The sequence below is a fragment of the Thiomicrospira sp. R3 genome, from assembly GCF_029581415.1.
Classification (GTDB): domain Bacteria; phylum Pseudomonadota; class Gammaproteobacteria; order Thiomicrospirales; family Thiomicrospiraceae; genus Thiomicrospira.
In genome coordinates this window covers 2,081,649-2,104,246 of sequence record NZ_CP121121.1, presented here as the reverse complement: position 1 = coordinate 2,104,246, position 22,598 = coordinate 2,081,649, and the positions used below count along the sequence as shown (strand labels likewise).

Here is a 22,598-nt window from a genome sequence, read left to right as displayed (position 1 = left end):
GCAAAACTCTAGTGCGCCTTGGTTTTTTAGAAGTTCATGCGTAATGCAATTGTGTAGCCAAGTTGAGAATGCGTTACTCGGTGAGAGGTTTCGCCAACGGTTTCAGCAAAAGCTCCGGCCTGCTCTTGGGTTGCGCCATTTTGCATAGCACCTTGCATTGCTAGACCCGCGCTGACGGCAGAAGTATCAACAGTTTTTGTCACTTTTGACGCCATCACCACCGCCGCATCGATTGCGATATTTTTTGTTAACTGGTAACCACCACCGAAGGTGTAATGCGATTCAACAATCCCTGGAAAAAAGTGGTTATTGAAAAGGTTAACAGCGGCATTCGCATAGGCTTCCTGCATGGATGCGCCTTGACCCAGTTTTTCTATAGGGTCTTTGCCATAGTTATAGCCTGCGCCAACCCAGTAGTTTGATTCGGTGAACTTAACACCTAAGCCAAATACGTCCTGATCTTTCCAGTTAAAGTCTTTATACCCGTCAGCTGATCCCCAACCAATTTGCTTATAGTCTGCGGTGTACATCATGCGACCCATGGTATAAGCCATGCCCACCTTTATTTCTGAAGGTTGCTCTAATTTATCAGTAAACATACCATTAAGACCAAAGCCTTCAGCAGCGCGTGTTATCTGATCTTTGTATTCCATGTTAATAGCAGATTGATAAGCTAAGCCAAGAGTTAATTCAGGTGACAAATTAAAGTATGCGCCAATATTGAAGCCATAACCTAGATCAGTAGACATACCGTTACCCGTAGTGCCATCTTGGGTTTCGTAGTTAATATCCAACGCACCGTATTGAATTACAGGTGCAAAACCTATGCCCCATGAATCTTCATTATAGGCAAGGGTTGGGGCAAACTTCATTAGCTGTAAGTTACTATAGCCATCAAATAGAGCAGGGTTATCACGGTAATCTACCCCCATACCTGCAGAGCCGAAAATGCCTAATCCAAATACAAGATTGTCCGTTAGACGTGTTGCCAAAGAAACTTCAGGGATTATATTGGTATCGTTTGCACTGGTAGCAGACATGGCTGGTGCCATTGAACCCGAACCGGCTACAGGCATGCCGCCGTTCGCTTCAGCGGCTTGGCTTGCGGCCCCAACGGCTGAGGCTACATTCGTCGATGATTTAACATTAGGTTTAAATAAAGTGCCGCCTAAAACAAATTCAGTGCCTTGCGCTTTTCCTAGTAACGCTGGGTTAGTCAGGGCGTTTTCAGAACCAAAAAACGCGGCCGCACCTGTACCACCCAAGGCGCGAGCCTGAGCGCCTAAACCTATCAGGTGGTCGCCATTGGTTGCTAAAACGGGTTGAGAAATCATCGCAGCAGAGGCAATCGCTAAGGCTAATCTCGTCTTTTTCATAGTTAAAATCCTTTGTTATTTTTCATCGGTTATGTTGTCTTATAAAAACCGAGTGTTCGGCTTGGTTGTTACTATGAATGAAAGTTTTGAGAAAAGATAATTCAAAAATTTTTATCGGCTATTTGTGAATTTAATGTGATATAAGTTTTTGATTATAAAATAAAATGTTGATATGGAAATGATTATAGTGGTATAAGTTTTTATTATGTGAATTTAAGTAGTCGATTAATTTTTACACTAGAAACAAAAAAGCCGTCTGATCAGGACGGCTTTCGATTCGAATTTACAGCTAAACTTAACGCTGGCGCGCTTTGAATTTAGGGTTTGTTTTGCAGATTACATAAACCTTACCGCGACGACGAACGATTTGACAATCTTTATGGCGTGTTTTAGCTGATTTTAAAGAAGATAAAATTTTCATAGTTTTTATTACCTAGGTTAGTGAGTTCAAAGACTCGGTTCAAATTTGAAGCGCGGATTATACTATTTAAAATTATTAATGTCCAGCTTATTTGAGCTGGATGACAAGCTTTAAACCCTCATTAATCCAAAATGCCGTCAACTAGGCGGGGTCGTTTGTTAAGATGGTAATAGTTCTTGAGTTTTTTACTAGGTTATTGCAAAATGCTTTGCTTATTTTAATTGAGCTTTACTGACGAAAGGAAGATGACATGAGTGAACTTAAAGCGCTGTTATTTGATGTGGATGGTACCTTGGCGGATACCGAAAAAGATGGTCATCGCGTTGCATTTAATTTAGCCTTTAAACAAGCAGGCCTGGATTGGGACTGGGATGCAGCCTTGTATGGCGAGTTGTTGGCGGTGACGGGGGGCAAAGAGCGAATTAAGTTTTATCTTGATAAGTTTAATACGCGTTTTACAAAACCAGCGGATCTTGATGGATTTGTAAAAGGACTGCATGCATCAAAAACCGAGTTTTATACGCAGCTTTTGGCTGAGGGGAAAATTCCCTTACGATCAGGTGTCGCGCGTTTGATCAATGAGGCACGACAAGCAGGCCTGCGTTTAGCGATTGCCACCACCACCACGCCAGAAAACGTCACGGCCTTGTTAACCCATACGCTAGGCGCGGATTCGCTGAATTGGTTTGAAGTGATTGCCGCGGGGGATAGTGTGCCTGCTAAAAAACCCGCGCCGGATATTTTTACCTGGGCCTTGGCGAAAATGAAGTTACAGCCTAATGAGGCGATTGCGTTTGAAGACTCACGCAACGGAATTTTGTCGTCAAAGGCCGCAGGCTTAAAAACGATTATTACTGTAAATGGGTATACGGCGAAGGATGATTTTAGCCAAGCGGAGTTGGTGTTAGATCAAATGGGTGATCCGCTTAATGTATTTAGAGTGATAAAGGGTGAGGTAGGGCATCGAACTTATTTAGATTTAAGTTTAGTAAAGCAGGTTTTTTACGCGGGTTAGGGATTAAAGCGTTTTGATGCTACAACAGGTTGTCAATGGCGATGCATCATCATTAAAGGCAAGATCAGAACTGCTAAATGGTTCATTTGGGTTGGTAGGCGCATCAAAGGTGCGCGTCGCCTTGAATTTCGTAGGGCATAAAAAGGGGTTGTGCAAGTTGGTCAATAAAGTGGGCGAGTTGAATGGGTTGCGGGGTTTCTGAGTGCTGTGTGTAGGGTTGGGTTGTATTGTTGGGTTCATGGGGTGGTTGTAGGTTGCTTAAAATACGTTCGGCGCGTTGTTGTAGCGAGGGCACACTGTGTTTTAGGCTTTGGAGCAGGCGGTGTTCTTGTTCGGGTTGGGTGGTTTTTTTGAGTTGGCTGTTGAGTAGGTTGATAAATTGCATCAGGTTTTTAAGGTCGTGTTGGGCAAAAACCTGCGCACGTTGAACGCCTGCTTGGGTGGTGAGAATTTGATTGATTTTGGTTTGAATATTGTGTTCAAGCAGGTGAATAAAGGTTTGTTGAACGAGTTGGGCAAAGTAGCGACGTTCGCCCGATAGATTGGGGGTGTAGAAACTAAAATCAATCTGGATGTCTTGATTGCTTAGTTGATCATTTAAGTGGTAGGCTTGTTGGCGACCTTTAAGTTCGCCATTTTGTAAATCAAGTTTGTCGCCAAACCATATAACCTGGGCTTGGTAGCCATTAATGCCTATGGGTTTGAGTAGTGGCCAGGCCTGGTTGATTAGGTTAATGGGGTCTTGGTTGAGCTGTTGGTTGAGCTGGTAAAGCTGGGATAGGGTGCGGCTTAGTCGGTAGCTTTGGCGCTTTAGGTACGCAAAGACCGCTAGGATTACTAGGCCGATTAAGGTGAGCAGCAAAAACCAGGCTGGGTTAATTTCCCACACTAGTCGGATTCCGAGGTTTGGCGTTGGATTGCGTACTTATTCATTAGGTAATAGACGTTTTCACGTTTTAGCCCGAGGCGTCGGGCGGTTTCGTGGATATTAAAGTCGCATTGAAACAATACGTGGCGTAGGATTTTCTGTTCTGCTTGATTGCGAACGTTTTTTACGCCTTCGCCCATTTCGGCTTGAATGCGCATTGAATGCAGACCTTGTTGGTGCATTTTTTGATTTTGTTGATAAAACAGGCTGGCACGTTGAACGGCATTTAAAATCGCTTGTTCGTCAATGGGTTTGTTGAGGTAATCAAACGCGCCGAGCTTAATCGATTCATAAGCGGTGTTTTCTTGTCCGGTTAAAACCAGCACTAGACTAGTGGGTTGCTGGTCTTGAATTTTTTGCAGCAGATTTAAGCCTTGCTCTGGTGTGTGTTCATTGGGGGGTAAACCTAGGTCGAGTAACACTAGTGCAAAGGTTTTTTGTTGAATGAAACGCTCAGCTTGCTCGACCGAGTAGGCTGACTCGGTTTGGTAGCCCTGGTTTTCAAGAACCAGGGCTAGCATAGCGTTGATGGCGGGGTCGTCATCAACGATTAGGAGCGATAGCTTATTAGAGTGTGTTGGAGGCATATTCAGCTAGACGCGAGCGTTCGCCTTGTTTTAGCGTAATGTGCGCGCCATGCTCCCAATCTTTAAAACGATCGACAACATAGGTCAGCCCGGAGGTGGTTTCGGTGAGGTAGGGGGTGTCTATCTGACCGATATTCCCAATACATACAATTTTTGTGCCTGCCCCAGCACGTGTGACCAGCGTTTTCATCTGTTTGGGGGTAATGTTTTGCGCCTCGTCAATAATTATGTATTTTTTCATAAAAGTTCGCCCACGCATAAAGTTGAGCGATTTGATTTTTATGCGTTTGTTGAGCAGTTCGTTGGTGCTTTGTTTTTCCCACTCGGCACTGTTGCCGTCGCCTTGGGTTAAGACTTCAAGGTTGTCCATCAGCGCGCCCATCCAGGGGGTCATTTTTTCTTCTTCGGTTCCGGGTAGAAAGCCTATGTCTTCGCCTATAGGGATGGTGGCGCGGGTCATGATAATTTCGTTGTAAATGGATTGGTCTAACGTTTGGTCTAGGCCGCTGGCTAACGCCAGTAGGGTTTTACCGGTTCCGGCTGGGCCGAGCAGAGATACAAAATCAATTTCTGGGTCCATGAGTAGGTTCATCGCCATGTTTTGTTCTATATTGCGCGCACTAATGCCCCAAATCGCGTGCTTGGGTTCGGTGTAGTCGCGTAGGGTTTCAAGCACGGCTTTGCCCTCTTCTATAGTGCGCACGATAGCACTAAAGCCAGAGTCATTGCGGCTGATTAAACATTCGTTTGGATACCAGTGGTTGTCTTGTTGAACCGTGAGTTCATAAAAGCTTCGCGCTTCTTCTTGCCAGGCTTTCATGTCTTTGCCGTGGGTTTCAAAGAAGTTGTCTTCAAGGTATTCATAGCCGGTATAGAGCAGGTCGGCATCTTCGAGCACGCGGTCGTTGTAGTAGTCTTCAGAGTGCAACCCCACCGCTGAGGCTTTGATGCGCATATTAATGTCTTTGGTGACTAGGGTAACATTTCGATCAAAAAACTTCGCTTTAAGCGCTAGGCCTGTTTTTAGAATTTGGTTATCGGCTTTATAGCTGGGGATTTGAACCGGTAGTTCGGCGGTTAGGTGTTCGGTTTCAAAAAAAAGATGGCCGAGGCGAAGTTCACCGGATTTACGTTTAACTGGATGAATGTTTTCTAGCGGTAGGCCTTGTTTTATTTGTTCGAAATCCGCGCCATCAATAATTTGATCAAGCAGTCGGTTTGTTTCGCGTACATTTCGTGCGACTTCTGACATGCCTTTTTTGCCAGCATCAAGCTCTTCAAGCACGGTCATGGGTATATAGATATCATGCTCGTCGAAATTAAATAATGCCATTGGATCGTGCATCATTACGTTCGTGTCGATAATAAATAGGCGGTTTAGGTTTTCGGTCATGGTTAATCCTTGCTCGCTGTGAATTGGAGGGCGGTGTAGTGATTTATCAGTTTTTTTCATTGTTTTTAGTTTTGTGCGTTTTTAAGTTATCAAACACGGCCTGAGCATGGTCTAACACTTTAACTTTTCGCCAGGTCTGAATCAAATTTAATTTTGGATCAAGTAAAAAGCTGCTGCGTTCAATACCATAGTACTCTTTGCCAAAGTTCTTTTTAAGTTTGATTACATCAAACATGTTGCACAAAATTTCATCTGGATCACTAATAAGTTCAAACGGAAACTGGTATTTTTCTTTAAAATTTTGGTGTTGTTTTAAGCTGTCTTTTGAAACACCAAAAATTTGTGCATTGTGTTTAAGAAACTCAGGGTGAAGTGCGCTGAAGTCTTGACCTTGTTGCGAACAGCCAGGTGTATTGTCTTTGGGGTAAAAGTAAACAAGCGTATAAGCCCCTTTGAAATGTTCTAGCGTTAGGGTTTGGTCGGGTGTCGCACTGAGTGAGAAATCAGTTAAATTTATTTTTTCCATGTATTCAATTCTCTATTAAAATCGGTTAAAAAACGTTGAATTAGTTCTGTCCCTAGTATCGCTATAAAATTCTTTAGGTGCAATAGTTTTTATTGATTCTGTGCTTTGATTAATCAGCTATTGAATATTCAAGTTGAACAAGCGGTATTGAAACGGTAAGATTACGCTTTTAAAGCAAGGCTTTGTTTTAACATGGTTTTGATTGTTCGAATTTTCAAGTGAGGTTGGCTGTGTTTAGAGGCAGTATGGTAGCGTTGGTTAGCGCAATGAACGATGATGAAAGCGTTGATTTTATAAGGCTTGAGCAGCTAATCGAATGGCATATTTCCTCGGGTACGTCTGCAATTGTTGCGGTGGGTACGACGGGGGAGTCATCGACATTAGATATGGCAGAACATTGTGATGTCATCAAGTTTGTAGTTGATAGGGTGGCCAAGCGAATTCCTGTAATCGCAGGCACGGGGGCTAACTCGACGTCAGAAGCGATTGAATTGACAGCCTGTGCTAAAAAATCGGGTGCCGATGCCTGTTTGTTGGTTACGCCTTATTATAATAAACCCACGCAGGAAGGTTTGTATCTTCATTATAAAAAGATTGCTGAAACGGTTGATATTCCTCAGATTTTATATAATGTTCCCGGAAGGACTGCGTGCGATATGCAGCCTGAAACGATTGGTCGTTTAGCCAAGATTTCTAATATTATTGGTGTAAAAGAAGCAACAGGGGATTTGTCTCGCGTTGCAAAAATCCGTGCATTGGTTGATGCGGACTTTGATCTTTATTCCGGTGATGATGCAACAGCAATTGAGTTTATTTTGTTGGGTGGTCAGGGGGGCATATCGGTTAGCGCCAATGTTTCGCCTAAGCAGGTTGCTATGGCTTATGAGGCGGCACTAGAGGGTAATGCGCAATTAGCGCGTAAACTCGATGCGCCTTTAATGGCTTTGCACCAAAAATTATTTGTCGAAGCTAATCCCATTGCTGTAAAGTGGGCGTTGGTGGAAATGGGGCTGATCGGGCCTGCAATAAGATTACCCTTAACGCCCTTATCCGAAGAGTACCATAGCGTTGTGCGTGGTGCCTTGTTAGAAGCAGGAGTGCTCTAGTTTTGAATAATTGGATTAAATTGTCTGCATGCTTAGGTTTATGCACGTCTATAGTAGGGTGTTCTTCTTTTTCGAGTATGATTGGCCAGGATGCGGAGTACCGTAAAAACGAAGCTGAATTAGCTAAGCAATTAGAAATGCCGCCAAATTTTATATTGCGTCGCACAGGTGATCCTTTGGTGTCGCTGGAGATAAGCGCAAGGCAGTCGCTTGAGCAGATCGAGCATATCCCTAGTTTTCAGGCTGAGGGCTTGAGAATTGAGTCTAACTTAGTTGAACGCTGGTTGGTTGTTGATGATTTGCCGGTTAAGGATGTGTGGTTGGGCATTGAGCGGTTTTTAACCAGTCAGGGCTTTAAAATAGACCAGCAACGCCTGGATATTGGTTTGATGACGACGAGTTATTTGGCGCGTAAAGAGATTGCACCGGTTGAGCAGGAGTTAGGCCTAGTTTCGCGTTTACTTAATAGTTGGCGACCTGAGCAGGTGGGCGGCATTTATGACCGCTATAGCGTAAGAGTTGAAGAAGCGGCGAGTGGGGTTCGGGTTTATTTTAGTCATCACATGATGAGTGCGCGCGCGACCGATACCACGACCGCTTGGCGTTTACGTCCTTATGAGCCTATGATGGAGGCTTTGGCACTTTACCGTGCGATGGTGTATTTTGGCGCAAACCAAGAGGATGCGTTGCAGCAGGTCAATGCTCAGCGCGTTTACCAAGAAGTTAAAAAGCGTGATGAGTTGATTGGACTTCGGTTATCTGCTTCTGCGTCTGAAGCCTGGGATTTTTTGCAAACCATGCAGCACCGCGCAAATTGGCAGGTTGAGCGTCAGTATCCAGGTCAAGGTATTATGTGGGTAAAAATGCCCCAGACTTCGATTGGTGAGCAAGGGTTTTTTGCACGTTTATTCACTTCGCGCACTTCACCAGGCCTGGTTGGGCTGAAATTGCAGGCTGTGTCGGGTTCTGCAGATTTGACCGACTTAACGTTAATTTATGAAGAAGGTACGATCCCTTTTAATGCGAAACAACGTCAACAGATTTTTTCTGATCTGGGTTTGTTAACGGACTAATTTTTTATTGATTGATCTTAGCCCTCTTTGAGGGCTTTTTCTATTGGGAATCTAGCTATGCACATCATTTGGGGGCTTCCAGCTCATTCTGAATATCGTTTAAACCAATTAACACAAAAGCTCGCTCAATGTGGTTCGGTCTCTTCCGTTCGTTCGCAAGCAGTTTATTTTATTGAAGCTTATGCAGATTTAACGCAGGATGTTTTAGCACAATTAGCGCAGTTGTTAAACGGTCATAGCAATGATCTAACGCCAACACTTTCAGTAAGTTGCATTGTAACCCCGCGTCCCGGCACCATTTCGCCTTGGTCATCAAAAGCGACCGACATTACTCATACTTGTGGATTGTCTGGCGTTAAAAGGATTGAAAAAGGGGTTGCTTATTTTCTTAAAGGCGTCGCTGATGATCAGTTGACTAAATTTATGCCTGTTTTGTTTGATCGCATGACTTCAGTGGTGTGGACAGATTTGGCCAGCGTAGCTGCTTTATTTGAGAAGCACTCGCCGCGTGGTTTGGCGCGTGTCGATATCTTGGCACAAGGCCGTGATGCGCTGGTTCAGGCTAATCGTGACTTAGGCCTAGCGCTTAGCGAGGATGAAATTGATTATTTAGTTGATAACTTTATTCAGCTCAAGCGCAATCCAACAGACGCTGAATTAATGATGTTTGCGCAGGCCAACTCTGAGCATTGTCGCCATAAAATCTTTAATGCTGATTGGGTGATTGATGGTCAGAAAAAAGACAAGACCTTGTTTGGCATGATTCGTAATACGTTCCAAAAAAATCCTCACGGCGTGTTGTCGGCTTATAGCGATAATGCGGCGGTGATGAGCGGGCCGGATGCGACACGGTTTTTCCCTGATGCATCGAGTGCGGAATATGGTTATTCAAATGAACCTATTCATGTACAGATTAAAGTTGAAACCCATAATCATCCAACAGCCATTTCACCTTTCCCTGGGGCTGCAACCGGTGCGGGGGGGGAGATTCGTGATGAAGGGGCGACCGGTCAAGGCTCTAAACCTAAATCGGGTCTGACAGGTTTTACGGTATCCAATTTAAATATTCCAGGGTTTAAGCAGCCTTGGGAGCGTGACTATGGTCGTCCTGGGCGTATTGTTTCACCATTGGATATTATGATTGAAGGGCCGCTTGGTGCGGCAGGCTATAACAATGAGTTTGGTCGCCCGGCTATTAATGGCTATTTCCGTACTTATGAAAACCCTTTGTTGACTCACCAGGGTGAAGAAGTGCGCGGTTATCACAAGCCGATTATGTTGGCGGGTGGTTTGGGCAACATCCGTGAGATGCATGTTAAAAAACACGATATTCCTGTAGGCGCTAAGCTGGTTGTGCTCGGCGGTCCAGCGATGTTGATCGGTTTAGGGGGTGGGGCGGCGTCCAGTGTGGATACCGGTGCGGGCTCTGAGGCGTTGGATTTTGCTTCAGTGCAACGTGATAACCCAGAAATGGAGCGCCGTGCGCAAGAGGTGATTGATCGTTGTACTTATCTTGGTAAGGATACGCCGATTGCATCTATTCATGATGTGGGTGCGGGTGGTTTGTCGAATGCCTTTCCGGAATTAGTGAATGATGCTGGGCGCGGTGGCAAATTTGATTTACGTAAAGTGCCAAATGATGAGCCGGGTATGTCACCCATGGAAATTTGGTGTAACGAGTCGCAAGAGCGCTATGTGATTGCGATTTATCCTGACAAAATTGAACAGTTCGAGGCTATTTGTAAGCGTGAGCGTGCTATTTATGCGATAGTGGGTGAGGCCACCTTGGAGCAAGAATTAGTCGTTAATGATACGGTGTTGCAAGCCAATCCGGTGGATTTACCCTTGAATGTGTTGTTAGGTAAGCCGCCTAAAATGCAACGTGATGTGACATCACGACCCTTGCCACAACCTGGATTTGAAACTGCGGTTTTAGAACTTGAAGAAGTAACCGAGCGTTTGTTAAAGCTGCCGACTATTGCGAGTAAGTCGTTTTTAATAACCATTGGTGATCGCAGTATTACCGGTATGGTGACCCGCGATCAAATGGTCGGTCCTTGGCAAATCCCTGTGGCGGATGTCGGTGTAACCGCATCGGGCTACCAAGGTTATACGGGTGAGGCCATGGCGATGGGTGAACGCCCACCGGTGGCGTTGATTAACCCTAAAGCCTCCGCACGCTTGGCGATTGCAGAAGCGATTACCAATATTGCGGCTGCCAAAATCGGCCAGATTTCTGATATTAAAATGTCGGCTAACTGGATGGCGGCAGCTGGTCATCCTGGTGAGGATGCGGCTTTATTTGCAGCCGTTGAAACTGTCGGGATGGAGCTGTGTCCGGCTTTAGGTATTTCGGTGCCAGTGGGTAAGGATTCGATGTCGATGAAAACCGTTTGGCAAGATGGCGAGCAGTCTAAAGCGGTTATTTCTCCGGTTTCATTGAATATTACAGCGTTTTCTATTGTGGAAGATGTGCGTAAAACCTTAACGCCTCAATTGCGTACTGACCTAGGCGACACACACTTGGCGGTGATTGATTTAGGGCGTAAGCAAAATCGTGTCGGTGCTAGCTGTTTGGCGCAGGTTTATAATCAGGTCGGTGAAACCCCTGCAGACTTGGATCACGCTGAGGATTTAATCCAATTCTTTAATGCGATTCAGGCATTAAATCAAGCAGGCCTGCTGCTGGCGTACCATGATCGGGCTGATGGCGGTTTATTAGTGACCTTGATGGAAATGGCGTTTGCTGGGCATTGCGGGTTAGATATTAATGTCGCTGAATTAGGCGTTGAGCCGATTGCCGCTTTAACAGCCGAAGAATTGGGGGCGGTGATTCAGGTCAAAGCTGAATCCTGTGATCAGGTTAATCAGCTATTAGCGCACTATGGTTTGTCTGAAATGACGCATTGGATTGGTCAACCTAATAGCACTGATGAAATGGTTATTAAAAACCATGAAAAAACCCTGTTAAAAGGCGCACGTGCCCATTACCAGGCCTGGTGGTCGGAAACGTCTTACCGTATTCAGGCTTTGCGTGACAATGAAGTGTGTGCTCAACAAGAGTTTGATGCGATTAAAGACTCAGTCAATACTGAATTAGTGGCGAAACCTAGTTTTGATATTAATGACAATATTGCCGCACCGTTTATTAAAACAGGTGTGCGCCCAAAAGTGGCGATTTTACGTGAACAAGGGGTTAATGGTCAGCAAGAGATGGCGGCGGCGTTTGACCGTGCAGGGTTTAGCGCGATAGATGTGCATATGAGTGATATTCTTGAAGGGCGCATTACGCTTGAAGCGTTTAAAGGCCTAGTCGCTTGCGGCGGTTTCTCTTACGGTGATGTGCTGGGTGCTGGGCGTGGTTGGGCGAATTCGATTCTGTTTAATACGATGGCTCGCGATCAGTTTGAAGCTTTTTTTAATCGTCAAGATACCTTTAGTTTAGGGGTGTGTAATGGCTGTCAAATGATGTCGAATTTGAAATCGATTATTCCAGGTGCATCCCATTGGCCTGCGTTTGTTCGTAATCGTTCAGAACAGTTTGAGGCACGCTTGTCTTTGGTCGAAGTTCAGCAATCGCCTTCTGTATTGTTGGCAGGCATGGCGGGGAGCCGAATCCCTGTAGCCGTAGCGCATGGCGAGGGGCGTGTTGATTTTGGTTTGGGCTCATCTGAGCTGGCTAAAGGCATGGTTGGCTTGCGTTATGTAAATACACAGGGTTTGGCTACCGAACGCTATCCATTTAACCCAAATGGTTCAGAGCAGGGTATTACGGGTTTAACCACTGAGGATGGGCGCGTTACCATTATGATGCCTCACCCAGAGCGTGTGTTCCGTGCGGTTCAGTATTCTTGGTGCCCAGATGATTGGCATGAAGATGCGCCTTGGATGCGTTTATTCCGCAACGCGCGCAAGTGGGTAGGCTAATAAATCCTTAGTTTTTTCTTTAATAACCCATTGAAGCTGGAGTTATAAACTAGCTTTAATGGACTATAAGATAATTCTGGTGTATTAGTAACCTAGTCCGTTTGACTTTAGCGGTTAATTTAGTTAACTTGAACACACTTTTTTAAACGGGCGCTTGCGCTGAATTTTTAACTTGAACGGAGAGACCCTATGTCTTTAAATCGTCGTGAATTTTTACATGTTATGGCTGTTGCCGCAGCAGCGGGTATGTTACCTGCAGGTGCAAGAGCTATGGGTGATAAGCCAATGGATTGGAAAAAAGTGTATGACACGCCTATGAAGGGCAATGTACGTCTAATTCATACAACTGACAACCATGCTCAGTTGAAGCCGATTTTTTTCCGTGAGCCAAACGTAAACTTAGGTGTCGGTCCCGCACACGGCCAGCGTCCTCATATCGTGGGTAAAAACCTGCTTAAAGATTTAGCCGCTAACGGTGTTGAAATTAAAGAAGGCTCGCCTGAAGCCTATGCATTTACTTACTTAGACTTTGAAAATGCTGCTAAGAAATATGGTAAGGTCGGTGGTTTTGCGCATCTCAAAACCTTAATTGATAATTTGCGTGCACAAGCGGGTGCAGGCAATTCAATCTATATGGATGGCGGTGATTTGTGGCATGGGTCAGGAACCGCATTGTTTACGCGCGGTATGGTCATGGTAGAAGCTTCTAATCTTCTTGGGTTAGATATTCTTACAGGGCACTGGGAGTTTACCTATCAGCAAGAAGAAGTTCTTCGCAATATAAATGCTTTTAAGGGTGAATATATTTCTAACAATACCCGTTTGCGTGAAGATGCCTTATTTGGTGATGAATACCGTGAAATGTGTGATCGTCACGGCGGTCATGGTATGTATGATGAAGACAACTTGTTGCCGTTTAAGCCGTACACGATTAAAACCATAAATGGTCAACGTATTGCGGTTGTTGGTCAGACCTTCCCACGCTTGTCAAACGCTAACCCAATTGCGAACTTCCCTGACTGGTCATTTGGTTTACGTGAAGAAGAAATGCAAGCAACGGTTAACCATATCCGTGAAAATGAAAATGTAGCGGCTGTTGTTGTTATTTCTCATAACGGTATGGACGTGGATATAAAGATGGCCGGTCGCATTTCAGGTGTTGATGCTATTTTTGGTGGTCACACCCATGATGGTATGCCAGTACCTACCAAGGTTAAGCGTCCAGATGGCGGTACGTGTTATGTTACTAACGCTGGTTCTAATGGTAAGTTTGTAGGTGTAATGGATTTAGATATTCAGGAGGGCAAGCTAAAAGGCGTGAACTACAAGCTATTGCCTGTATTTGCAAATGTATTGCCTGCTGACCCAGCAATGAGCCAATTCCTAGACGAACTTTGTGTACGTAAATATGACCAGAATATCATTGAAGCACGTAACCCTAAATATCGCAATAACCCTGCACGTATTGGTAAAACCTTCGGCGAGATCATGAGTGAAGAGCTAGCCATTGCCGGAGATACACTTTACCGTCGTGGTAACTTTATGGGTACGTGGGATCAGATTTTAGTTAACGCGTTGCGTGAAGAACATAATGCCGATATAGCTATGTCAGCGGGTGTTCGTTGGGGTACTTCAGTTATTGCTGGTGAAATGATTACCATGGAACGCGTGATGGATCAAACGTCATTGACCTATGGTGAGACCTATGTAACGGAATACACAGGTGCACAGCTTAAGGATATTTTTGAAGGTATTGCTGAAAACTTGTTCGTAGTTGACCCTTACTTGCAATCAGGTGGTGACATGGCGCGTATCGGTGGCTTGGATTACACCATTGATCCGAACGAAACATTGGGTAACCGTATTACTGATATGAAGCTTGATGATGGTACACCTGTTGATATGAAGAAAACTTATCGTGTAGCCGGTTGGGCGCAGGTTGATCAAGTCGGTGAAGGCCGCTTAATGTGGGACGTAGCCGCAGATTATCTTCGCCGTCAAGCGAAGAAAAACAACGGTGTGGTAAAACTTAGTAAAGTTAACCGTCCTACGTTGAAAAACGTTAGCACGGATCCAGGTCTTGCTGACTATGCAGGTAAAGTGATCTAATTTAGCTTTGACTTGATACAAAAAACCCAGCTTTTGCTGGGTTTTTTGGTTTATGCTGAAAACCTAAATTAACCCTCGGGGGTAAGATAGGTTTCAGTTAAATCGAGTTATTGCGCACGTTTGCGGAATTCACCGGTACGGCTATCAATTTCAATACGTTCACCAATTTCGATAAAAGAAGCAACTTGTAGTTCATAGCCTGAATTTAAACGCGCTACTTTCATTACTTTACCTGATGTATCGCCGCGTGCTGCTGGTTCAGTATAGGCGACTTCACGTACAATAATGGTTGGCATTTCAATAGAAATAGGCTTGCCTTCATAGAAGGTCACTTCGCACTGATCTTCCATACCGTCTTCGATAAAGTTGATGGCGTCACCTAAGTTGTCCTTTTCAATTTCGTACTGGTTGTACTCTTCGTCCATAAATACAAATAACGGATCGGTAAAGTAGCTATAGGTACAAGGCTTTTTCTCAAGAATAACCGGCTCAAACTTGTCATCGGCTTTGTACACTTGTTCGGTACCGCTGCCGTTTAATAAGTTTTTAAGCTTCATTTTAACCACAGCCGAGTTACGACCTGATTTGTTAAATTCTGTTCTTAGAACAACCATAGGTTCGTTACCAAGCATAAATACGTTACCGACTCGGAATTCTTGTGCTGTTTTCATCTCGTTTTCCCTGAAAAATGTAAAAAATCGTCGCATTATACCTTGCTTTCAACAAATTTGACTAGATTAGATGTTAAATCCCCCAGTTCGTTGAGATAAGTCACCCAGTCTTGGCTATGCTGCTGCCAGTTATCAAGTTGTTGAATCAGATCTAACCAGGCCTGGTGGTCAAGCTGTTGATGGTGAGCTTGGTTCCAGGCCTTGTTAAAAAGGCTAATGACTTTTTTTAAGTCTGTGGCTAATCCCTGTGTATAGCGATCAAAAAACGCATCTAGTTTTGTCCAGTGTGCTTGATCATCGGTTGGGTAGATATGCCAAACAAAGGGTTTGGCGGCCCATTGTGCGCGGACAAAGGATTCTTCTCCCCGAACAAAGTTTAGGTCACAGTGCCATAAGAGTTTGTCGAAATCAGCTTGGGGCAGAAAAGGCAGGCTGTGGAGTGTGAGTTGGTTAGTATGAACGCTTTTACCTGGCTCTAAGTTTAGCTGTAAACACTGTTCGATTTGCTGATGAAGTTGACCTTGTGGCAGAAAAACCTCGATCGGTTGGTGTGCATTGATCCAGCTATCAAGGAGCGCAGGAAGTTGAGGATTGCTATAGCCAAACAAGGAAATCTTTAAGCTCGGCTTAGCACTCAGTTTTAGACCTAGATGGCTTAACCATGCTGAACTTTCAGGTTGCGCTAAGTGGCTTTGGCGTTGCTCAAGCAGGCTGGCTTCACGCATTAAGCCACCTGTTTGCTCTAAAACACTGGGATAGAAAAAAAACTTATCTAAACCATTAGCTTGTTTTGAAGGCATACGATGAAAATCGCACACCCAGGGTTCGGCACTAAAATAATCCAGATTAATCCATACGGGTCGATGTTGTTGCATGCGCTGTAAATAAGCCTCTGGTAATGAACAGCCAAATGTTTCGATAACTACCTCAGCCGGTTGAATGCTTACATCGCTCCAGGGGTCAGACCAGTAAAAAACCTCAATACCTTCAAGTTGCTGTTTCAGTGCGCGGCGGTCGGTGGCGGGCACTAGGGCTTTTAAGGTGCTTAAGTCGTCAACCCAGATGCGCACCTTTATTTGATTATCCTGTGTGAGTGTTTTTGCCAGCCGCCAACACACGGCAATATCACCGTAATTGTCAATAACCCGACAAAATAGTTCCCAATGTTTTTTCATGGTTTTCATGACTTTATGGTTTAAATAGGCAAGTCTAGCATTAAATTTAAGCGGGTTAATAGCTTTACAATCGGTTTAAAAGTGTTTATGGTTCGTTTGATAATTTTGTAAGTAGCGCTGATGTCTTATCCCATTTGAATAAGCTGGGGGCAAAATCAAGTAGATTGATTAGACATAGGCTGGACTGGCTACAATCCTTCGTACACAAAGACACGTTAAAATGTAACTGAAATACGAGGAATGAAAAATGACAATGAAACACCCAAAACGCTATGACGACCAACTCAATTAACAAGCGATTGAAATGGCGCTTGAAGGGTCAAAAACGATTGCGCAAATAGCGCGCGATTTAGACATCAAAGACAACACGCTTTAGGCTGGGTTGACAAATACCGTCGCGCCAATAAAGAAAAAGGGTTGACAGTCCAGCTTTATATGGCTAGCAATGGTTATGCTATGCGTTACCACCGTTTGTGGACTCTAAAACGCTTGCGCTTTGGTATCATTGCTATACAATGGGTGCATTGATGGTTATTCATGGAGATATACCAAATGGCAAACGTGAACGTAAGAAATCTGCCCGATGAGGTGCATCGGGCTATCCGAATCCAAGCCGCCCACCACGGCCGCAGCACCGAGGCCGAAATCCGCGACATCTTGGAGCGGGCCGCGAAGCCCGAGGGCCGCGTGAAACTTGGCTCGTTCTTGGCCTCCATCGCCCGCGAGGCGGGCGGCCTGACCGATGAAGAGCACGCCTTGTTTGAGAGCGTGCGCATCAAGTCTCCGGCCTGTGCGGCGAGCTTCGAATGATCCTGCTCGATACGAACGTGATTTCGGAGACGCAACGTCAGGAGCCTAATGCTCGTGTCCTTGACTGGATCGACGCGCAAGCGCTGGAAACGCTCTACCTGTCCGCGATCACGGTAGCCGAGCTGCGTGCGGGTATCGCGCTGATGCCGGCCGGAAGGCGCCGTGCCAGCCTGCATGAAAACTTGGAAAAGCGCTTGCTGCCGATGTTCGCCAACCGGGTGTTGTTGTTCGATATGGCTTGCACAAAGGCTTATGCCCAGCTGCTGGCCACGTCCCGCGCTGCTGGCTTGGCCGTTGAAACGGCCGATGCCTTCATTGTAGCCGTTGCCCTCGCCAACAGCTTCGCCGTCGCCACCCGTGACACCACCCCTTTTGAGGCTGCCGGGCTGAACGTCATCAACCCTTGGAATGCACGGCAATGAAAAGCGAGAGCTAGAGTGTGCTTTCGCGCCGCACCCATTCGCGTCATATCTACACGGCATTCAAGTCGAGTCGCTTTAGGCAGAGGGGCGTTTACAGGTGCAAGTGATATTACTTATGAAGATCGTGATTGGGATCATTGCAAGGCAACTAAAGAGGATCACCGTGTTACCAAGCAGCGCCGCCCGCAACAGTTTGAATTCATGCAGTAGCGATGTTTCCCCAAACTTTGGGGAGCTGGTGGGAAGTCGATTACCACCGCTTACGCCATTGTTCTGCAAGTGGAGCAAGGTGGTGATTATTTAGTCTATTTTGGCGGTAGGTTTTTAGTTTAAATAAAATGGTTGGCTGTTATGCCAAAAGATAATATTGATTTTGATACGTGGTTTGAAGTCCTGTGTGACATGTTATGGGATGAGAGTTGACAGTTCACACCTTTAAAATAAACGAAAGAGAGAAAAGATGACGAGTATGAATGTTGCGGGCATTATTGCCAAGGAATTAAATATTAATTCGTCTCAGGTGGCGGCCGCGATTAAGCTATTTGCTGAGGGTGCGTCTGTGCCGTTTATTGCGCGTTATCGTAAAGAGGTCACGCAGGGTTTAGATGATGTTCAATTGCGTCAACTCGAAACCCGCTTGAGTTATTTAACTAGCTTGGCCGATCGCAAGCAAACCATTGTTGCCAGTATTGAAGCACAACAGAAATTAACGCCTGAACTGCGGGCTGAAATTGAAGCCTGTCAGAGCAAAACCGAGTTAGAGGATTTGTATCGTCCTTTTAAACCCGCACGAAATTCCAAAGCGACAAAAGCACGAGAAGCAGGCCTGGAGCCTTTGGCCTTGGCCTTGTTGGCGAATTTGTCACTTGACCCTGAGCGCGAAGCCCTGGGGTATATCCGTGCCGAAAAAGGGATTGATACCTTAGAACAAGCGTTAAGTGGTGCGCAGGATATTTTGGTTGATCTGTTGGCGCAAGAACCAGGCCTGGTCGCTCAATTACGTGAATCGTTTTGGAAGCAGGGAGAGGTCACAAGCCTCAAAATTAAAAATGCTATTGATGAGGGCGAGAAGTTTCAAGATTATTATGAATACCGTGAATGGATTGCTAAAATTCCATCGCATCGGGCGTTGGCCTTGTTTCGAGGTGAGCAGAGTGGCGTATTAAGACTAAAACTTGATCTTCCTGATGCACAGCCAGCCACTCATCCATTTTTAGAAACCATACGCCGTTATCATCAATTAAATCTAAGCGGTCAACCCGCAGAATTATTTTTTAAGCAGGTTATTCACCAGGCCTGGCGCTTAAAGCTAGCTAAGTCGTTGGAGAACGAGTTGTTTAGTCGTTTGCGTGAACAGGCTGAGCAGGGGGCGATAGATGTTTTTGCGCAGAATTTAAAAGACTTGTTATTAGCGGCTCCGGCAGGCGCTAAGGTGACCCTAGCCTTGGACCCGGGTTATCGCAGTGGGGTTAAGCTTGCTGTTGTGGATTCAACCGGTAAGCTGGTGGCGACCGATACTCTGTATCCTCATCAGCCACAAAACCAATGGCAGGCCAGCAAACAAAAAATCGCTAAGCTGATTGAGCAGTTTAGCGTTGAGCTGGTGAGTATTGGCAATGGTACCGCTTCACGCGAAACCGAGCAACTGGTGGCGGAGACCTTAAAAGAGTTTAACTTAAGCCAGGCGCAAAAGGTCGTGGTTTCCGAGGCCGGTGCATCGGTTTATTCCGCCTCTGAGTTAGCGCAAAAAGAATTTCCTGATCTGGATGTGTCAATTCGTGGAGCTGTATCCATAGGTCGGCGGTTACAAGATCCGTTAGCTGAGTTGGTTAAGATTGAACCCAAGGCGATAGGTGTGGGTCAATATCAACACGATGTTAACCAGGCTGCGCTCGCCCACTCTTTGCAAGCGACGGTTGAGGATTGCGTCAACTCGGTGGGTGTGGATTTAAATACGGCCTCCGTGGCGTTGCTTAGTTATGTGTCGGGTTTGTCGGGACGATTAGCGCAATCTATTGTGGATTGGCGTGATGAAAACGGTTCGTTTTCAAACCGCAAGCAACTTAAGCAGGTAGCACGTTTAGGGCCTAAAGCCTTTGAGCAGTGTGCGGGCTTTTTGCGGATTCGTAACGGTGACCATCCATTAGACCAGTCAGCGGTGCATCCTGAGTCCTATGGTATTGTTGAGCAGATGGCTAAGGGTTTGAACGTTGAATTAGGCAAGCTGATTGGTGCACCAGATCAAATAAAAAAAATTCAACTCAAGGACTTTGTAACGGAACAGGTTGGTTTACCAACGCTGCGTGATATTGTCAGTGAATTAGAAAAGCCGGGTCGTGACCCACGGCCAAGTTTTAAAACAGCGACATTTAACGAAGCGGTTACCGAGATAAAAGATCTAGCACCAGGCCTGGTGCTAGAGGGTGTGGTCACGAATGTTACGCATTTTGGTGCTTTTGTGGATATTGGGGTTCATCAAGATGGCTTAGTGCATATTTCTCATTTAGCGGATAAGTTTGTTAGTGATCCACGTGAAGTGGTCAAAGCAGGGCAGATTGTTCAGGTTAGCGTACTGGACGTGGATGCATCACGAAAACGCATTAGCTTGTCGATGAAGTCGGCGGCTAGGGTACCTTAGCCGATAAGTTTGCCGCACTAATGCGCTAACACAACTATAAAAAAGGCCGCGATTGCGGCCTTAGTTCTAGGGACTCCGTTTAAACTTAGTTTAAAGCAGCGTTAATATTCGCCCTAAAGGTTTCAGCATTTTGAAAACCGACTACACGCTGTCCACGTTGCTCTTGGCCTTGTGGGTTGTAGAACAGAATAGCGGGGGGGCCAACAATGCCCAATTCACGCATCAGCGCACGGTGGTCAGTGTTGTTGGCCGTTACATCCGCTTTTAGCAGGGTTACCCCCGCCAGTGCGGCTTGAACCCCTGGATCGCTAAAAGTAAGGCGTTCCATCTCATGACAACTTACACACCAATCGGCATAAAAATCAAGCATTACGGGTTGGCCTTTGCCGATGCGAGCGTTAAGCTCGTCCAATGAGTTAATGTATTCAAATTGCAGTTTAGCTTCTTGTTGCGCTGCGCTGCCCCCGCCTTGGAAGACTTTAAGCGGCTGGAGTAGGTCACGCGAACCACCCGCTAGGCCAATAATCAGCACAAGACCATAAACCAATAAGCCTAGGCCCATGGCTTTCCAAAGCTTGTGCCAGTTTGACTTATCACCAATGGGTTCAAGTGCGCCCATATAGATAGCTGAGGCAATCAGCAGTGAGGCCCAAGCCACCAGGGTTAACCAGTCAGGCATAATACGGTCGGCTAGCCAGAGGGCAACAGCGAGAAGTAGCACACCAAATACGGCTTTTACCGTGTTCATCCATGCGCCTGCACGAGGTAAGAGTTTGCCCGCTGAAGTACCCAGTAGTAATAAGGGTACACCCATACCAATGCTCATTGCAAATAGCGCTAAACCACCCAGCAAGGCATCACCAGTTTGTCCGATATAGATCAGCGCGCCCGCAAGTGGAGGGGCAACACAAGGCCCAACAATCAGCGCTGATAAAAAGCCCATAATGGCCACACCAGTGAGTGAACCGCCCTGATGTTTATTAGAAATATTGGTAAGTTTGCTTTGTAAGCTGCTCGGAAGTTGGATTTCGTAAAATCCAAACATAGAGAGCGCAAGCAGAACAAATACAAGTGCAAAACTGGCCAGAACCCATGGGTTTTGTAGCGTGGCTTGAAGGTTTGCGCCAAACAGGCCTGCTAGAACGCCCGCAATGGTATAAGCCGCAGCCATCGCCAAAACAAATACCAGTGACATAATAAACGCGCGGCGAGTGGAAATCGGTTGGCCTGTTTTTGCACTTTGTCCAACGATAATACTCGATAAAATCGGAATCATTGGGAAAACACAAGGCGTGAACGACAGGAGTAAACCAAACACAAAGAAGGTGAGTACGACCACCCAAAGGTTGGCGTTCATGAGTGTGTCGGTAATACGGTCTGATTCGGACATTTGGCTGCGGTCTGGGGTGCTTGCCAAGGGCGCAGCGGTGGCGGGTGAGCCAAAGTTAGCGGGATCAAGCGTTACGGTTTTGCGCTCCGGCGGGTAGCACACGCCTACATCTGCACAACCCTGATATTCAATTTCTACCGTAACGGGGCCTGTAACATCATGAATGGCAAGTATCGCTTGAACTTGACCATAATAGACTTCAACCGAGCCAAAAAGTGGGTCGTCTTTTTGTTTGCCAGCTGGGGTCTGGATTTCACCTAGCGTCGCATTGCCTTCAAAGATTCGCGCTTGAATTTTGTCGCGGTATAGGTAATAACCGTCTGCAATTTGCCATTGGATGATAAGCTCTCCTTGACCATTTTGGCTAGAAGAAAAAGCAAAGGCGGCATCTACATCAAGCAAACCCGAATCAAAGCCGGTTGAGGAGGCAAGGAGCGCATTGAGTTCTTGTAATGAGCTTACGTTGTTTAACGAAGGTTGTGTTGACGTGGATGAAGGCGTGGGTAAATTAACCCTAACGGTTTTGGTTTGCGGAGGGTAACAGACACCGTATTTTTCTGAGCAGCCTTGATATTTTATGGTGAGTTCAGCAGTACCTTGGGTCGCTTGAGCCGTTGCTTGATAAGGCACGCGAATCATGAAGTCTTTTAGGAAAACATCAACTTGGCCAAAAAAAGGGTCATTCTTACGAACACTAGCTGGGAAAATAGGGTTTGACAGTTGAATGTCGTTTGACTCAACCGAAATGCGATCTTTGTAGAGATAATAGTCCTTGGCAATTTTCCAAGATACTTGTAACTCTTTATCATTAACTACCACAGTTTGTAAGCTAAACGCGTCATCTGCATCGAGCAGATCGTCACCCATCATGGCAAACGATGATTGTGCAAATAAGCCTAACAGCATGAGCAAACTCAGTTGTAGCCATTTTTTTGTGTAATCAATAGTTTGATTCAACATGTTTGTACCCTATTATGTTATATGTTGAGTGATTCTATCAGAATCGCTATATTTAGCACTAGTCGAACCTT

Annotated in this window: 17 protein-coding genes; 8 read left to right on the top strand and 9 right to left on the bottom strand. The window is 45.6% G+C overall.

What is annotated here, in order from left to right; genetic code table 11:
* Positions 1-26 precede the first annotated feature (26 nt).
* Both P8S55_RS10685 and ykgO read right to left on the bottom strand, forming a co-directional pair.
* Positions 27-1,376: an OmpP1/FadL family transporter gene (locus tag P8S55_RS10685; RefSeq protein ID WP_289224195.1), complete on the bottom strand. Its 1,350-nt coding sequence runs from the start codon at positions 1,374-1,376 to the stop codon at positions 27-29.
* Between the two features lie 295 nt (positions 1,377-1,671).
* A complete protein-coding gene (gene ykgO, locus P8S55_RS10680; RefSeq protein WP_044406047.1) occupies positions 1,672-1,797 on the bottom strand; it encodes a type B 50S ribosomal protein L36 in 126 nt (41 codons plus the stop codon).
* A 250-nt stretch (positions 1,798-2,047) separates the two neighbouring features.
* On the opposite strand from ykgO, the gene P8S55_RS10675 reads away from it, so the two are divergent.
* Positions 2,048-2,812, top strand: a complete 765-nt coding sequence (locus tag P8S55_RS10675) for an HAD family hydrolase (RefSeq protein WP_289224194.1) — start codon at positions 2,048-2,050, stop codon at positions 2,810-2,812.
* A 103-nt stretch (positions 2,813-2,915) separates the two neighbouring features.
* On the opposite strand, the gene P8S55_RS10670 is transcribed toward P8S55_RS10675, so the two are convergent.
* From P8S55_RS10670 to P8S55_RS10655, 4 genes are read right to left on the bottom strand one after another with little or no spacing between them, the layout of a single operon-like run.
* On the bottom strand, positions 2,916-3,701 hold the full coding sequence (locus tag P8S55_RS10670; protein WP_289224193.1) for a hypothetical protein: 786 nt from the start codon (positions 3,699-3,701) through the stop codon (positions 2,916-2,918).
* Complete coding sequence (locus tag P8S55_RS10665) at positions 3,701-4,327, bottom strand: response regulator transcription factor (RefSeq protein ID WP_289224192.1); 627 nt, start codon at positions 4,325-4,327, stop codon at positions 3,701-3,703. The genes P8S55_RS10670 and P8S55_RS10665 overlap by 1 nt, the downstream gene beginning before the upstream one ends.
* Positions 4,308-5,720, bottom strand: a complete 1,413-nt coding sequence (locus P8S55_RS10660; protein ID WP_289224191.1) for a PhoH family protein — start codon at positions 5,718-5,720, stop codon at positions 4,308-4,310. Before P8S55_RS10660 ends, P8S55_RS10665 begins: the two co-directional genes overlap by 20 nt.
* A gap of 46 nt (positions 5,721-5,766) precedes the next feature.
* Positions 5,767-6,246, bottom strand: a complete 480-nt coding sequence (locus P8S55_RS10655; RefSeq protein WP_289224190.1) for a peroxiredoxin — start codon at positions 6,244-6,246, stop codon at positions 5,767-5,769.
* Between the two features lie 230 nt (positions 6,247-6,476).
* Between P8S55_RS10655 and dapA the strand changes: the two genes are divergently transcribed.
* The 4 genes from dapA (at position 6,477) to soxB (ending at position 14,461) form a co-directional block, all read left to right on the top strand.
* The gene (dapA, locus tag P8S55_RS10650; protein WP_353957013.1) at positions 6,477-7,352 is read left to right on the top strand and encodes a 4-hydroxy-tetrahydrodipicolinate synthase; all 876 of its coding nucleotides are present in this window, start codon (positions 6,477-6,479) and stop codon (positions 7,350-7,352) included.
* A 2-nt stretch (positions 7,353-7,354) separates the two neighbouring features.
* Positions 7,355-8,425, top strand: coding sequence for an NlpB/DapX family lipoprotein (locus P8S55_RS10645; RefSeq protein ID WP_289224188.1), 1,071 nt, complete (start codon positions 7,355-7,357; stop codon positions 8,423-8,425).
* Positions 8,426-8,482: 57 nt separating this feature from the next.
* Complete coding sequence (gene purL / locus P8S55_RS10640) at positions 8,483-12,352, top strand: phosphoribosylformylglycinamidine synthase (protein ID WP_289224187.1); 3,870 nt, start codon at positions 8,483-8,485, stop codon at positions 12,350-12,352.
* 189 nt (positions 12,353-12,541) lie between these two features.
* A complete protein-coding gene (gene soxB, locus P8S55_RS10635; RefSeq protein ID WP_289224186.1) occupies positions 12,542-14,461 on the top strand; it encodes a thiosulfohydrolase SoxB in 1,920 nt (639 codons plus the stop codon).
* 107 nt (positions 14,462-14,568) lie between these two features.
* On the opposite strand, the gene efp is transcribed toward soxB, so the two are convergent.
* Entirely contained in the window at positions 14,569-15,132 is a 564-nt protein-coding gene (gene efp / locus P8S55_RS10630) for an elongation factor P (RefSeq protein WP_289224185.1), read from the bottom strand.
* Between the two features lie 35 nt (positions 15,133-15,167).
* Positions 15,168-16,307, bottom strand: a complete 1,140-nt coding sequence (gene earP, locus P8S55_RS10625) for an elongation factor P maturation arginine rhamnosyltransferase EarP (protein ID WP_289224184.1) — start codon at positions 16,305-16,307, stop codon at positions 15,168-15,170.
* 552 nt (positions 16,308-16,859) lie between these two features.
* Between earP and P8S55_RS10620 the strand changes: the two genes are divergently transcribed.
* The 3 genes from P8S55_RS10620 (at position 16,860) to P8S55_RS10610 (ending at position 20,177) form a co-directional block, all read left to right on the top strand.
* Positions 16,860-17,117 (top strand): FitA-like ribbon-helix-helix domain-containing protein, encoded by a 258-nt coding sequence (locus tag P8S55_RS10620; RefSeq protein ID WP_289224183.1) that lies wholly within the window; start codon positions 16,860-16,862, stop codon positions 17,115-17,117.
* Positions 17,114-17,539 carry a type II toxin-antitoxin system VapC family toxin gene (locus P8S55_RS10615; RefSeq protein ID WP_289224182.1) on the top strand — a complete coding sequence of 142 codons (426 nt, stop codon included), beginning with the start codon at positions 17,114-17,116 and terminating at the stop codon, positions 17,537-17,539. The genes P8S55_RS10620 and P8S55_RS10615 overlap by 4 nt, the downstream gene beginning before the upstream one ends.
* 460 nt (positions 17,540-17,999) lie before the next feature.
* A complete protein-coding gene (locus P8S55_RS10610; protein WP_289224181.1) occupies positions 18,000-20,177 on the top strand; it encodes a Tex family protein in 2,178 nt (725 codons plus the stop codon).
* Positions 20,178-20,262: 85 nt separating this feature from the next.
* Here the strand turns inward: P8S55_RS10610 and P8S55_RS10605 are convergent, their stop codons facing one another.
* Positions 20,263-22,527 (bottom strand): protein-disulfide reductase DsbD, encoded by a 2,265-nt coding sequence (locus tag P8S55_RS10605; protein ID WP_289224180.1) that lies wholly within the window; start codon positions 22,525-22,527, stop codon positions 20,263-20,265.
* Positions 22,528-22,598 lie beyond the last annotated feature (71 nt).

Coding starts and splice junctions, on each gene's coding strand:
- P8S55_RS10685 (WP_289224195.1), bottom strand. CDS start 1,376: ATGAAAAAGACGAGATTAGCCTTAGCGATTGCCTCTGCTGCGATGATT.
- ykgO (WP_044406047.1), bottom strand. CDS start 1,797: ATGAAAATTTTATCTTCTTTAAAATCAGCTAAAACACGCCATAAAGAT.
- P8S55_RS10675 (WP_289224194.1), top strand. CDS start 2,048: ATGAGTGAACTTAAAGCGCTGTTATTTGATGTGGATGGTACCTTGGCG.
- P8S55_RS10665 (WP_289224192.1), bottom strand. CDS start 4,327: ATGCCTCCAACACACTCTAATAAGCTATCGCTCCTAATCGTTGATGAC.
- P8S55_RS10660 (WP_289224191.1), bottom strand. CDS start 5,720: ATGACCGAAAACCTAAACCGCCTATTTATTATCGACACGAACGTAATG.
- P8S55_RS10655 (WP_289224190.1), bottom strand. CDS start 6,246: ATGGAAAAAATAAATTTAACTGATTTCTCACTCAGTGCGACACCCGAC.
- purL (WP_289224187.1), top strand. CDS start 8,483: ATGCACATCATTTGGGGGCTTCCAGCTCATTCTGAATATCGTTTAAAC.
- soxB (WP_289224186.1), top strand. CDS start 12,542: ATGTCTTTAAATCGTCGTGAATTTTTACATGTTATGGCTGTTGCCGCA.
- efp (WP_289224185.1), bottom strand. CDS start 15,132: ATGAAAACAGCACAAGAATTCCGAGTCGGTAACGTATTTATGCTTGGT.
- earP (WP_289224184.1), bottom strand. CDS start 16,307: ATGAAAAAACATTGGGAACTATTTTGTCGGGTTATTGACAATTACGGT.
- P8S55_RS10620 (WP_289224183.1), top strand. CDS start 16,860: ATGGCAAACGTGAACGTAAGAAATCTGCCCGATGAGGTGCATCGGGCT.
- P8S55_RS10615 (WP_289224182.1), top strand. CDS start 17,114: ATGATCCTGCTCGATACGAACGTGATTTCGGAGACGCAACGTCAGGAG.
- P8S55_RS10610 (WP_289224181.1), top strand. CDS start 18,000: ATGACGAGTATGAATGTTGCGGGCATTATTGCCAAGGAATTAAATATT.
- P8S55_RS10605 (WP_289224180.1), bottom strand. CDS start 22,527: ATGTTGAATCAAACTATTGATTACACAAAAAAATGGCTACAACTGAGT.